The following is a 13,108-nucleotide window of genomic DNA, read 5'->3' on the forward strand; positions in this document are numbered from 1 at the left end:
TGCGTGATGGGTGAAACTTCAACCAAACCGTACCTGATCCGCGCGCTGCACGAATGGTGCACCGATAACGGCTACACGCCCTACATCACCGTGCAAGTCGACGAGCACACCATGGTGCCCGTCGCCCATGTGCGCGACGGCCAGATCACGCTGAACGTGGGCACGCTGGCCACCAACCGCCTGGTGCTGGGCAACGAATTCATCGAATTCCAGGCCCGCTTCAGCGGCGTGACCGAAAACGTCTACGTCCCCGTGGGCGCCGTCAGCGCCATCTACGCGCGCGAAACCGGCGCAGGCATGGGCTTTGAAGTGCAGCCCTACGAACCGCCGGAAGCGGGCGCCCAGGGCGCGACGGCCCCCGCCGCGCCCGAAGGCTCCGACGCCGACGCCCCCTCCGGCGACGACGGCGGAGACGACGAACCCAAGCGTCCGCGCCTGACCATCGTCAAATAAAACCTGCCCCGCAGGGCCTGCATTTTTTTCATTACAATGCAGACCCTGCGCGTGCCCCGGCACGCAGCGCCGGTGTAGCTCAGTTGGTAGAGCAGCTCACTTGTAATGAGAAGGTCGAGGGTTCGATTCCTTTCACCGGCACCAGATTCACTCCGCGGATCCGTCCCGAGACGATCTGAAAAACCCGCTCCGGCTATGACGGCGCGGGTTTTTTGTTGCCCGGAATCGGAACGGAAAGCCAGGCCCAGCGTCAGCGCATTGCGCTTTGTCCTATAAACACGACCCGGAACACCGAAACCGGGCCTACCCACGAAATCGCTGCCTACAATCGCGTCAAGTCCTGCCCCAAGGAGGCGCGGTTCTCCATGCACACAAATCATCTCCCCGGAACGCGGCAAAAGCGCCTCTGGCAAAAGAGGTGGCCCAAAGAAGTCCTGTTCAACGGACCGCCTATCCTCGTTGCCGGAACCGCCGCGGTGAAGAGCTGGTGCGAATCTCTCTTTGAATCATGGATGGCAAGACACCGTTGGTGATGTCGAGCCAGCACAGAACCGAAGACCAACTCCGTGTGGAGCTGGTGCATGAATAGGGCTATACCGCAGCGCAGGTTCGCCGCCTTGCGCGCCATCACAACGGGAAGCACGGGTATCCGGCAAGGAGCCATTGAGGAAGCGGGTCCGCCCTCCGCACTGCAAAGAATGGTTCCTGCCCGAACTCCGCTTGGACAGGGTTCCGGTACTGCAAGTACCCGGCGCGCGCATGTGCGCGCCTTGGCGTGCCAGCAAAAAAACTGGCGTCAGACCCTCTCGCCCACCCCGTTTTGCATTCTTCCGATTTTTTGTGCATAATTCGCCCCCTCTACCTGTTCCCCGATAGCTCAGTCGGTAGAGCGACGGACTGTTAATCCGCAGGTCGCTGGTTCGAGCCCAGCTCGGGGAGCCAAAGAATGCAGTACTGAAGGGCCCGCAACTTGTTTGCGGGCCTTTTGCATTTGGACGCGGCGCACGCGCCTGTTTGCCGAGCCGCGCGCGGCGTACGATGATGCGCATTCCCTCATCACCACTTCGCCTGTCTCCATGCGTTCCGCGCGATCCTTGCCTGCCCTGGTTTCCCTGCGCGCCTTTGAAGCGGCTGCGCGGCGCATGAGCTTTTCGCTGGCTGCGCAGGAACTCTTCGTGACGCAGAGCGCGGTCAGCCACCACATCCAGCGCCTGGAAGCGGAGCTGGGCGTGGCGCTGTTCGAAAGGCGCACGCGCGCCGTGGCGCTGACCGCGGCCGGACAGGCCTACTACGAACGCGTGCACGCGGCCTTCGAACTGCTGCGCCAGGGCACCGACGAGCTGCGGGCGCCCGCGAAGGCGCGCCAGACGCTGCGCGTCGGGCTGCTGGCTTCGTTTGCCACGCGCTGGCTGGCGCCGCGCCTGGCGGCGTTTGCCGAAGCGCATCCGGACATCGATCTGCAATTGCAGCCAGACATCGGCTTGGCCGACGTTGCGGGCGGCGAGGTCGACGTCGCCATCCGCTACGGCCGCGGCGTGTGGCCCGGCGTGCGCGCGCGGCTGATCATGACGGAACGCCTGTCGGTGGTCTGCGCCCCCGCGCTGATCGCGGGCCGCAAGCGGCCGCGCGCGCCGCAGGACCTGCTGCGCTTTCCGCTGCTGGCCTCGCATGCCCGCCATCCCTTCGAATGGGACGCCTGGGCGCGGCATCACGGCGTGGACCTGGGCGGCGTGCAGCCCGTGCGCCTGCACGACTACAACATCGTAGTGGAGGCCGCGCTGGCGGGGCAGGGCATGGCGATGGGACGCCACCGCCTGATCGGCGCCCAGCTGGCCAGCGGCGCGCTGGTCGAGGCGCTGCCTGGCTCCGCGCTGGAGGCGCCCCGCATCGGCTGGTGGTACGTGACGCCGCGCGGCTCGCTGGGCGACGCGGCGCAACGTTTCCATGCCTGGTTGGCGCAGGAAGCCGCTGTGCTGGACGACACACATTAGTTTTGCTCATGTGTACTGCGTGAAAATTGATTGGTCAGGGGCAGCCACGGCCGATAGCATGGGGAGTACCCATTTCTCCCCATTCAGGAGCCCCTTCATGACCCGCTCGATCTCCGGCCGCGTGGCCGAACTTGGCCTGACCCTGGAAGCCGCCTCCGCGCCCGCCGCCAACTACGTGCCCTTCGTGCAGGAAGGCAACCTGCTGTACATCTCTGGCCAGATCTCCCGCAAGGGCGGCAAGGCCGCCTATCTGGGCCGCCTGGGCGACCAGATCTCCGACGCCGATGGCGTGGAAGCGGCGCGCCTGTCGGCGCTGGGACTGCTGTCGCAAATCGCCGCCGCCACCGGCGACAAGCTGGACCGCGTGGCGCGCGTGGTGCGCCTGGGCGTATTCGTGGCCAGCACGCCGGACTTCAATCGCCAGAGCGCCATCGCCAACGGCGCCTCGGACCTGATGGTCGAGGTGTTCGGCGATGCCGGCCGCCATGCGCGCAGCGCCGTCGGCGTGGCGTCCCTGCCGCAGGGCGTGGCGGTGGAAGTCGAAGCCGTCATCGCGCTGACGCAAGCCTGATCTTCATACCCAAGCCGGAGCAGCCATGTCCGCCCCCCTGACCCCCAGCGCCGTGGAAGCGTTGCGCGCCCAGACTCCCGGCGCACAGACCACCGTCCACTTCAATCATGCGGGCGCGTCGCTGCCTTCAGCCGCCACGCTGCAAGCCATCCATGCGCATCTGCAGCGCGAGGCCACGCAAGGCCCGATGGAGGCCGGCGTGGCTTCGCGGGAGCTGACGGAAAAGGCCCGCGCGCTGGCGGCCCGGCTGCTCAATGCAGAGCCCGCCGAAATCGCGCTGACTGGCGGCAATTCGCCGGGCTGGGGCGCGGCGTTCGCGGCGCTGGCGCCGTGGCGCCCCGGCGACCGCATTCTGGTGGGCCGCCACGAATGGGGCGGCAACCTGGCGGCCATGCGCCTGAAGGCGCAGCGCGCCGGCGCCACGCTGGAGACCATACCCTCGGACGACAGCGGCTGCGTGGACGCGCAGGCGCTGGAGACCATGCTGGACGAACGGGTGCGCCTGATCGCGCTGACCTGGCTGCCGGCCAACGGCGGCCTGATCAATCCCGCCGCCGCCATCGGCAGCGTGGCGCGACGCCACGGCATTCCGTACTTCGTGGACGCGGCGCAAGCCGTCGGCCAACTGCCGGTGGACGTGGCGCAGATCGGCTGCGACGTCTTGAGCGGGGCCGGCCGCAAGGCTTTGCGCGGCCCGCGCGGCACCGGCCTGTTGTATGTGCGGCGCGGCTTCCTGGAGCAACTCACGCCCGCCTTCGTCGACACGCATTCCGCCCCGCTGGGCGCGGACGGCGAGCCGGTGCTGCGGCAGGACGCCGCCCGCCTGGAATCGGCGGAAGCCTCGCTAGCGCTGCGCTGCGGCCTGGCCAATGCCTTGCAGGAAGCCCTGGACCTCGGCCTGCCGGCCATCCGGGCGCGCATCGACGCCACGGCCCGCGCCCTGCGCGCGGAACTGGCAGCCATACCCGGCATCACCGTGCTGGACCAGGGCCGCGAGCGCTCGGGCCTGGTGGCCTTCAATCTGGCCGGCCAGGACGCGGTATCGGTGCAACGCGCCATGGCGGCGCAGGGCGTCACCATCGGCAGCAACGGCGTGCCCTACACGCCGCTGGACATGCAGGCGCGCGGCCTGACGCAGATTGCGCGGGCTTCGGTCAGCTATCTGACCAACGACGCGGAAATCGACCGCCTGCTGGATGGACTGCGCGCCCTGGCCCGCTGAGCCAGGGCATGGCGGCGCCCGTCAGGCCACCGCGCGCCGCGCGAACGGCGTCCACTTCGTAAAGACCAGCAGATTGCCCAGCATCACCAGCGCCAGGCCCAGCAGGGCCGGCGCCGTCCATTGGTAGCCTTCGGCAAAGGTGGACACGCTCAGGGCCACGACCGGGAACAGCACGGTGCAGTAGGCCGCGCGCGCCGGCCCCATGCGCCCCACCAGCGTCAGATAGGCGGTGAAGCCGATCACGGACCCGGGAATGGCCAGATAGAGCAGCGCGCCCACATAGGACGTCGAGGTGTCGAACTCGAACGGCAGGCCCGCCGCCACGCAACCTGCCAGCAGGATGGCCGCACCATAAAGCATGCTGTAGGCGTTGCCGGTCAGAGGCCGGATGCCGGCGCGCTGTTGCAGCGACGACAGCATGTTGCCGGTGGAAAAGCAGAATGTGCCCAGCAGCGCGAATCCCAGCCCCAGCAGGGTTTCGTGGCTGGCCTGCTGGCCAGCCAGTTCCGGCCAGAACAGAAGCACCAGGCCGGAAAAGCCCATCGCGCCGGCCAGCATCACGCGCGGCGCGACGCGGGTGCCGAACCACAGGCGGGCGTTCAACGCGTTCCACAGCGTCGCCGCCGAGAACACCACCGACACCAGGCCGCTGGGGATCCATTGGGTCGCCGTGTAGAAGCACAGGAAATTCAGGCAGAACAGGCACAGGCCCTGGCCCACGCACAGCCAGTGGCCGCGCCGGTCCATTTTCTGCAGCTTGCGGGTCAGCGCCAGGATCACGAACAGAATCAGGCCCGCCAGCGCAAAACGGTAGAAGATGGACACGGGTATGGCCACCACGCCCAGCTGGAGCTTGATGGCGATCCAGGTGGTGCCCCAGATGACGACAGTGAGGAAATACAGGAAGAGGTTCACGATGCGAGGCTGATACAGGGACGCGGAACGGCGGTCCAGGAAACCGCCCGGGAACCTAGTTTGCACCTGCCGGCACGGCCAGGATTGCCGGTTCTTGCGGTTTTCTTCCCTGCGCGCGCGCGTCCCGCGCGAGATCGCAGTAGCATTTGGATCCTATGGCCACCACCGCCTCGGCTCCCGCCGATTTCTCCGTCTTCCGCACCCTGGCGAGCTCCACCGCGACGCTGGAGCGGGCTGCCGCGCTGGGCGAAGGCATCGCCATCTCGCAATGGTCGCGCAGCGCCCACGAGACCCTGGGCTACGACAACCCCGGCCATCACACCCTGTCGCTTTACTTGCGCGGCGGCGACAAGTCGTTCCGCGTAGGCCAGGATGCGCTGCACGGCGGCGCAGGCAAGTTCTGCGTGCTGCCTTCGGAACACTACTCGCGCTGGAGCATGAACGACAGCGTGCACTTCCTGCACCTTTACATCGCGCCGGAGCGGCTGGCGCGCGAAGCCGTCATGCGGCTGGACTGCGAGCCCCGCACGCTGGAACTGCGCGACCGCACCTACATCCACGACGAATCGCTGATCGACGTGTGCCGGCAACTGCTCGGCACCGACTGGAACCAGCCCGCCGACCGGCTGGCGGCCAGCAGCGCGGCCGAGACCGTGCTGCACCACCTACTGAACCAGGGCGTGGCGCGCAAGCCCTCGGCTACGCTGCGCGGCGGCCTGGCGCCCGCCGTGCGCCGGCGCATCATGGACTACGTCGACGCGCACCTGGCCGAACCGCTCACGCTGGACCAGCTGGCGGGCGTGGCGGCGCTGTCCACCTACCACTTCGCCCGCATGTTCCACGCCTCCTTCGGCGAACCGCCGCACGCCTGGGTGCGCGCGCGGCGGCTGGCGCATGCGCGCACGCTGCTGACGACCGGCAAGCGCGATCTCGCCGGTATCGCCCAGGCCAGCGGCTTCGGCAACGCCAGCCACCTGGCGCGGGTGTTCCGCGAGGCCACCGGCGTCACCCCCGGCCAATACCGCAGCGCCCGCGCCCGCCACTGAACCGGGCGCTACGGCCCCGTTTCCCGATCGGCCCGGTCTACAATGGCCCACCGCCCCTAGGGCCTGACCGCGCCCCTTCCCGACGCGATGCCGACCCCGACCTCTCGCGACTCCGCCCCTCTGGCTGAACCCGTCAGCGCCAGCCCCGTGCGCGCGCACTGGCTGGCAGAACTGGTCCGCCTGCGCGAAGCGCATTGGGGGCCTCTGGAAGACGCGGACGCGGTCCGGCGCGTGCGCCAGCAGGACGGCGACCTGCCCACGCGCATCCTGGCCCGCGCCGCATTGCTGGCCAGGCGCGAAAACCTCATTCCCCTGATCGAAACCTGGCGCCGCAGCGCGCTCGGCATCCTGGCCGCGCTGTTCCTGCTTGCCCTGTTGTCCGGCGCCGGCGCCGCCCTGGGCGCGCTAGGCGACGGATCGCGGCCGGTCAACGTGCTGTGGGCGCTGGGCGCCTTGCTGGGCCTGCATACGCTCACCTTCCTGCTCTGGCTGGCCAGCTTCCTGCTGCGGGCTTCGGCCGTCACCGGGCTGGGACGCCTGTGGCTCTGGGCCACCCGCAAGCTGGCCCGCGGCCCCGACGGCGCACTGGTGCCACAAGCCTTCCTGAACCTGCTGGCGCGCGCGGGCGCCTTGCGCTGGCTGTTCGGCAGCATCAGCCACCTGCTCTGGCTGACCGCGCTGTGCGCCGCGCTGGCTGTCCTGCTGGCCGTGCTGTCCACCGCCAGCTACCGCTTCATCTGGGCCACCACCTTGCTGGCGCCCGACACCTTCGTCAGTCTCACCCAGGCCATCGGCTGGCTGCCGGCGCAGCTGGGCTTTCCGATGCCGGACGCCGCGATGATCCGCGCCAGCGACGGCGCCCAGGTCCTGCCCGCCGAGGCGCAGGTGCAATGGTCGCTCTGGCTGATCGGCGTGCTGGTGGTCTACGGCATCCTGCCCCGCCTCCTGGCCGGCGCGCTGTGCGTGGTCAACACGCTGCGCGCCTTGCGCGGCCTGCGCATCGATCCCTCGCTGCCCGGATTCTCCGCGCTGCGCGACCGGCTGGAACCGCCCGCCCAGTCCACCGGCATCGACCGCCCCGTCGATCCGCTGCACGAGCCGCGGGTCGGCGCGCCGCCGCTTGCGGGCCTGGGCGGCCAGCCCGTGCTGCTGGGACTGGAATTGCCGCCGGACCTGGCCTGGCCGCCCGCCGGCATCCCCGCGGGCATCCAGGAGGCCGGCAACCTGGACACACGCGAGGAACGCAACCGCGTGCTGGACGCGCTGGCCAGCAAGGCCGCCACCCGCATGCTGATCGCCTGCGACGCGCGGCAGACGCCCGACCGGGGCACGCTGTCGCTGATCGCGGAACTGGCCGCGCACGCGGAACAGACCCGCGTCTGGCTGGTCACGCCGCGCGCGGGCGTGGACGCCGCCGCCACCCGCGCGCCGCTGTGGCGCGAACGCCTGCTCGCGCTGGGCTTGCCCGCCGACGCCGTGCTGCAGGCGCCTGATGCTCCCTATGCGTGGCTGGAGTCCACCCATGGCTGATGACATCATCAAGATCGCGCTGGTCGGCCACACCAACACCGGCAAGACCTCGCTGCTGCGCACGCTGACGCGCGACACCACCTTCGGCGACGTCGCCGACAGCCCAGGCACCACCCGCCACGTCGAAGGCGCGCGCCTGCGGCTGGAAGGCCGCGCCGTGCTGGAATGGTTCGACACGCCGGGCATGGAAGACAGCATCTCGCTGCTGGAATACCTGGAGCGGCTGGACCGCCCCGACGAACGCCTGGACGGCCCGGCGCGCATCCGCCGCTTTCTCGACACGCCCGAAGCCCATGGCCGCTACGAGCAGGAAGCGCGCGTGCTGGCCAAGATGCTGGACTGCGACGCCGCCCTGTATGTGATCGACGCGCGCGACCCGGTGCTGGGCAAGCACCGCGACGAACTCGCCATCCTGGCCGCTTGCGGCCGGCCCTTGCTGCCGGTGCTGAATTTCGTCAATGCGCCCGCGCACCGCGCCGACGAGTGGCGCGCCGCCATGGCGCGGCTGGGGCTGCATGCGGTTGTGGAATTCGATACCGTCGCGCCGCCGCTGGATGGCGAGCAACAGCTCTACGCCAAGCTCGGCGTGCTGCTGGACCGCCACGCCGCCGCATTGTCGCGGCTGTCCGCCAGCCTGGCCGCGCAACGCCGCGCGCGCCGCGACTCGGCCTACGAACTGCTGGCCGATCTGCTGATCGACGTGGCCGCGCTGCACGTGTCCAGCGCCAGCGACGATGCCGCGCTGGCCGCCACCTCGGACAAGCTGCGCAACCAGGTGCGCCAGCGCGAGCAGACCTGCGTCAATGCGCTGCTGGCGCTCTACAACTTCCGCGCCGCGGATTTCACCGACGACGATGCGCTGCCGCTGCAGGGAGAGCGCTGGGGCATGGACCTGTTCCATCCGCAGGCGCTGAAGGACATGGGCGTGCAGGTCGGCATGGGCGCCGCCGCCGGCGCGATGGCAGGCGCGGCCGTGGACCTGTTCAGCGCGGGCTTGAGCCTGGGCACCGGCATGCTGATCGGCGCCGCCGCGGGCGGCCTGTGGCAAGGCGTGGAGAAGCTGGGCAAGCGCATGGCCGGCAAGCTGCGCGGCTGGCGCGAGATCAGCGTGGACGACCCCGTGCTGCGCCTCCTGGCCTTGCGCCAGCGGCAGCTGATCGAAGCCCTGGAACGGCGCGGCCACGCCGCGCGTGAGCCATTGAGACTAGATCATCCGGAGGACGAGGCCTGGCGCAAGGGACCTTTGCCCGAGGCGCTGAAGGAAGCCCGCAGCCGGCCCGAATGGTCAGCCCTGGGCGAGCATTACGAAGACAGCGACCGGCGCAAGCGCGTGGTGCGCGAATTGGCGAAAACCCTTGCCGACGCGCCGCCTACCGGCGCCTGAGCGTAGAGCCGCCAGCCTTGCCGAACGCACCATTCCACGCCGTCGGCAAGCAAGTACTAACCCCAATCCAAACCGATTGACGCTTAAACGAATGCGTCTATAAGATTCGTTCTGCATCGGCGCGGGTCCGTCCCCGTCATGATAATCACAAGGGGTTGGGTCTATCGTGAAGTCGAAGTCCTACGCAGTGATTCCCGGCAGCGCCATCACCGGCGCGCGCGCAGCTCGCGCTGCGTCCCGCCAGACCCCAATCCGTCTTTCGTCGTAAGCAGCAACGCCATGCCCCGGCACCCCATGGGGCCGGGGCCCTGTCACTTCTGTCGCGCTATCCGCGCACCACACGGAGCATGAGGGCTATGCGTACTTTTCCCCACTTGAAGCAAGCTGCGCTCGCGGCTGCCGTTGCTGCCTCGCTGGCATTCAGCGCTGGCGCGGCCGCCAAGACCTTCCACTGGTCGTATCAGGGCGATGCGACGTCCATGGATCCGATGGCCCTGAACGAAACGTTCACGCTGGGCTTCCAAGGCAACATCTACGAAACGCTGGCCGGCTACGACGGCAATCTCAAACTGACCCCGCTGCTGGCGGAAAGCTGGGAAAACCCCGAGCCCACCAAATGGGTGTTCAAGCTGCGCAAGGGCGTGAAGTTCCATGACGGCTCGCCGTTCACGGCGGACGACGTCATCTTCTCCTGGAAGCGCAGCCTGACGCCGGGCTCCGACATGAAGGGCTATGGCGCCAAGGCCTCCGACATCAAGAAGGTGGACGACTACACCATCGAAGTCACCACGCCCACGCCCAACCCCATCCTGCCGCGCGAATGGGTGTTCCTGTACATCATGAGCAAGTCGTGGTCGGAAAAGAACAAGACCACCGAAGCCACCAACGTCAAGGGCGACAACCAGGGCAACTACGCCAACCTGCACGCCAACGGCACCGGCCCCTTCATGCTGGCCGAACGCCAGCCCGACGTGAAGACCGTGCTCAAGCGCTTCGACGGCTATTGGAACAAGGACATCAAGACCAACGTCGACGAAGTCATCTTCCAGCCGATCACGCAGGAAGCCACACGCGTCGCCGCGCTGATCTCCGGCGAAATGGATCTGGTGCAGCCCGTGCCGGTGCAGGACTGGAAGCGGCTTGAAGACGCCAAGGGCGTCAAGCCGCTGACCGCGCCCGAAGCGCGCGCCATCTTCATCGGCATGGACCAGGACCGCGACGAACTGTTGTTCTCGGACGTGAAGGGCAAGAACCCCTTCAAGGATCCCAAGGTCCGCGAAGCCGTGGTGCTGGCCGTGGACACCAAGGCCATCAACGAGAAGATCATGCGCGGCGCGGCCAAGCCGCTGGGCTCGCTCATCGCCACCGCCATCAACGGCTATGACGATTCCTTCGGCGCGCCGTACAAGCCGGACCCCGAACGCTCCAAGAAGCTGTTGGCCGAGGCCGGCTATCCCAAGGGCTTCACGGTCACCATGGACTGCCCGAACGACCGCTACGTCAACGACGAGAAGGTCTGCCAGGCCGTGGCCGGCATGCTGGCGCGCGTGGGCATCAAGATCAACCTGCTGGCGCAGACCAAGTCCAAGTACTTCGGCAAGATCCTGCTGCAGGCGGGCAACCAGACCAGCATGTACATGCTGGGCTGGACGCCCAGCTCGACCGACGCGCACAACACGCTGCTGAACCTCACCTCGTGCCGCAATGCCAAGACCGCGGCGGGCCAGTTCAACCTGGGCGGCTACTGCAACAAGAAGGTCGATGAGCTCACCGACAAGATCGGCGTGGAAACCGACCAGGCCAAGCGCAACGCCATGATCAAGGAAGCATTCGAGATCGTGCGCAACGACTACGGCTATCTGCCGCTGCACCAGCAGCCCATGTCCTGGGGCGTGAAGGACAACATCAAGGTCATCCAGCGCGCCGACGACGTGCTCGACCTGCGCGACGTCGTCCTGCCGTAATCGACCCGCAAGCGAGCCCCGGGCGGCGCATGCCGCCCGGGCGCGCCCGGCCCAGCCCCGGTTCCCCCCACCCGAGGGAAACGCGGCCCGGCGTTATCTGAAACCGAGGGCTCCCGATAATGCTTTCCTTTATTGCGCAACGGCTTATCCAGTCGGTGCTGGTGATGTTGACGGTGGCGCTGATCGCGTTCGCCATGTTCCGCTACGTAGGCGACCCGATAGCCAGCATGGTGGGCCAGGACACCACGCCCGAACAACGCGCGCAGCTGCGCGAGCAGCTGGGCCTGGACGATCCCTTCGTGGTGCAGTACGCGCACTTCGTGGCCAACGCCGTGCGCGGCGATTTCGGCATGTCGTACCGCCACCGCCGGCCCGTCAGCGAACTGCTCGAAGAACGCATGCCGGCCACGCTGGAACTGTCCTTCGTATCCGCCGTGATGGCACTGGCCCTGGGCATACCCATGGGCATCTATACCGCGCTGAAACGCCACGGCGTGCTGTCCAAGGCCTTCATGGCGATCTCGCTGGCCGGCATCTCGCTGCCCACCTTCCTGATCGGCATCCTGCTCATCCTGTTCTTCGGCGTGCAGCTGCGATGGCTGCCCAGTTTCGGGCGCGGCGACGTGGTCAGCCTGGGCTGGTGGACCACGGGCTTCCTGACCAAATCCGGCTGGCTGGCGCTGATCATGCCCGCCATCACGCTGGCGCTGTTCCAGATGACGCTGATCATGCGGCTGGTGCGTGCCGAAATGCTGGAAGTGCTGCGCGCCGACTTCATCAAGTTCGCGCGCGCCCGCGGCCTGCCGGAACGGCTGATCAATTTCCGCCATGCGCTGAAGAACACCATGGTGCCCGTCATCACCATCACGGGGCTGCAGCTGGGCTCCATCATCGCCTTCGCCATCATCACGGAAACCGTGTTCCAGTGGCCCGGCATGGGCCTGCTGTTCATCCAGGCCATCAGCATGGTGGACATCCCCGTCATGGCGGCCTATCTGGTGCTGATCGCCTTCATGTTCGTGCTCATCAACCTGGTCGTGGACCTGCTGTACTTCGCCGTGGACCCGCGTCTGCGCGTGCAGAGCAAGTAAAGGAATCCGCATGATTGCTCGCATCGCTCCCTTCTTCGCCCGCGCGGCCGACAGCGACCTCTGGCACAGCTTCAAGCGGTCGCCTGGCGCCATCGTCGCCGCGATCGTCACGCTGGCCATCCTGCTGGGCGCCTTGTTCGCGCCCGTGGTCGCGCCGCACAACCCCTTCGACCTGGCCTCCCTGAGCATCATGGACGCCAACACGCCGCCGTCCTGGGAAGAGGGCGGCAGCCCCGACTTCCTGCTGGGCACCGACGACCAGGGCCGCGACATCCTGTCGGCCGTGCTGTACGGCTCGCGCGTGTCGCTGCTGGTGGGCTTCGCCTCGGTGCTGTTTTCGATGGTGCTCGGCGTAACGCTGGGCCTCATCAGCGGCTACGCCGGCGGCCGCGTGGACAGCTTCATCATGCGCATCGCCGACGTGCAGCTGTCGTTTCCCGCCATCCTGGTGGCGTTGCTGATCGACGGCGTGGCGCGCGGCCTCCTGCCGCGCGACATGCATGACCAGCTCGCGCTGTACGTGCTGATCTTCGCCATCGGCATCTCCGGCTGGGTGCAGTACGCGCGCACCGTGCGCGGCTCCACGCTGGTGGAACGCAACAAGGAATACGTGCAGGCGGCGCGCCTCATCGGCATCGGCCCCTTCACCATCCTGCGCCGCCACATCCTGCCCAACGTGATGGGACCGGTGCTGGTCATCGCCACCATCCACCTGGCCATCGCCATCATCACCGAAGCCACGCTCTCGTTCCTGGGCGTGGGCGTGCCGCCCACGGCGCCGTCGCTGGGCACGCTGATCCGCATCGGCAACAGCTATCTTTTCTCGGGCATGTGGTGGATCTCCATCTTCCCCGGCATCGCGCTGGTGGCGCTGGTGCTGTCGGTCAACCTGCTGGGCGACTGGCTGCGCGACGCGCTCAACCCCAAGCTGCGCTGAGGAC

11 protein-coding genes and 2 tRNA genes are annotated in these 13,108 nt (G+C 67.9%); 12 read left to right on the forward strand and 1 reads right to left on the reverse strand.

Features of this window, described 5'->3' with window-relative positions:
- Nucleotides 1-6: 6 nt before the first annotated feature.
- The 6 genes from HWY37_RS23055 (at nucleotide 7) to HWY37_RS23080 (ending at nucleotide 4,237) form a co-directional block, all read left to right on the forward strand.
- The gene (locus tag HWY37_RS23055; RefSeq protein ID WP_175208977.1) at nucleotides 7-453 is read left to right on the forward strand and encodes a ClpXP protease specificity-enhancing factor; all 447 of its coding nucleotides are present in this window, start codon (nucleotides 7-9) and stop codon (nucleotides 451-453) included.
- A 68-nt stretch (nucleotides 454-521) separates the two neighbouring features.
- Nucleotides 522-597 (forward strand) — tRNA-Thr (locus HWY37_RS23060).
- A gap of 722 nt (nucleotides 598-1,319) precedes the next feature.
- Nucleotides 1,320-1,395: transfer RNA gene (locus HWY37_RS23065), tRNA-Asn, on the forward strand.
- A 134-nt stretch (nucleotides 1,396-1,529) separates the two neighbouring features.
- Nucleotides 1,530-2,444 (forward strand): transcriptional regulator GcvA, encoded by a 915-nt coding sequence (gene gcvA, locus HWY37_RS23070; RefSeq protein WP_258129575.1) that lies wholly within the window; start codon nucleotides 1,530-1,532, stop codon nucleotides 2,442-2,444.
- A gap of 97 nt (nucleotides 2,445-2,541) precedes the next feature.
- The gene (locus HWY37_RS23075; protein ID WP_175208979.1) at nucleotides 2,542-3,015 is read left to right on the forward strand and encodes a RidA family protein; all 474 of its coding nucleotides are present in this window, start codon (nucleotides 2,542-2,544) and stop codon (nucleotides 3,013-3,015) included.
- A 25-nt stretch (nucleotides 3,016-3,040) separates the two neighbouring features.
- Entirely contained in the window at nucleotides 3,041-4,237 is a 1,197-nt protein-coding gene (locus tag HWY37_RS23080) for an aminotransferase class V-fold PLP-dependent enzyme (protein ID WP_175208980.1), read from the forward strand.
- 21 nt (nucleotides 4,238-4,258) lie between these two features.
- Here HWY37_RS23080 and HWY37_RS23085 read toward each other — a convergent pair whose 3' ends face one another.
- Nucleotides 4,259-5,152 carry a DMT family transporter gene (locus tag HWY37_RS23085; protein ID WP_176089936.1) on the reverse strand — a complete coding sequence of 298 codons (894 nt, stop codon included), beginning with the start codon at nucleotides 5,150-5,152 and terminating at the stop codon, nucleotides 4,259-4,261.
- A 155-nt stretch (nucleotides 5,153-5,307) separates the two neighbouring features.
- On the opposite strand from HWY37_RS23085, the gene HWY37_RS23090 reads away from it, so the two are divergent.
- The 6 genes from HWY37_RS23090 (at nucleotide 5,308) to HWY37_RS23115 (ending at nucleotide 13,104) form a co-directional block, all read left to right on the forward strand.
- Entirely contained in the window at nucleotides 5,308-6,198 is an 891-nt protein-coding gene (locus HWY37_RS23090; RefSeq protein ID WP_176089937.1) for an AraC family transcriptional regulator, read from the forward strand.
- A 120-nt stretch (nucleotides 6,199-6,318) separates the two neighbouring features.
- On the forward strand, nucleotides 6,319-7,728 hold the full coding sequence (locus tag HWY37_RS23095; protein ID WP_373418170.1) for a DUF2868 domain-containing protein: 1,410 nt from the start codon (nucleotides 6,319-6,321) through the stop codon (nucleotides 7,726-7,728).
- Nucleotides 7,721-9,112: a GTPase/DUF3482 domain-containing protein gene (locus HWY37_RS23100; RefSeq protein WP_175208984.1), complete on the forward strand. Its 1,392-nt coding sequence runs from the start codon at nucleotides 7,721-7,723 to the stop codon at nucleotides 9,110-9,112. Before HWY37_RS23095 ends, HWY37_RS23100 begins: the two co-directional genes overlap by 8 nt.
- A gap of 356 nt (nucleotides 9,113-9,468) precedes the next feature.
- Nucleotides 9,469-11,076, forward strand: a complete 1,608-nt coding sequence (locus tag HWY37_RS23105) for an ABC transporter substrate-binding protein (protein WP_176089938.1) — start codon at nucleotides 9,469-9,471, stop codon at nucleotides 11,074-11,076.
- Nucleotides 11,077-11,195: 119 nt separating this feature from the next.
- Nucleotides 11,196-12,167: an ABC transporter permease gene (locus HWY37_RS23110; RefSeq protein WP_175208986.1), complete on the forward strand. Its 972-nt coding sequence runs from the start codon at nucleotides 11,196-11,198 to the stop codon at nucleotides 12,165-12,167.
- 10 nt (nucleotides 12,168-12,177) lie between these two features.
- Entirely contained in the window at nucleotides 12,178-13,104 is a 927-nt protein-coding gene (locus HWY37_RS23115; RefSeq protein ID WP_175208987.1) for an ABC transporter permease, read from the forward strand.
- Nucleotides 13,105-13,108: the final 4 nt, after the last annotated feature.

Source organism: Achromobacter anxifer (genome assembly GCF_903652925.1).
In the GTDB taxonomy this organism is placed as follows: Bacteria; Pseudomonadota; Gammaproteobacteria; order Burkholderiales; family Burkholderiaceae_B; genus Achromobacter; species Achromobacter anxifer.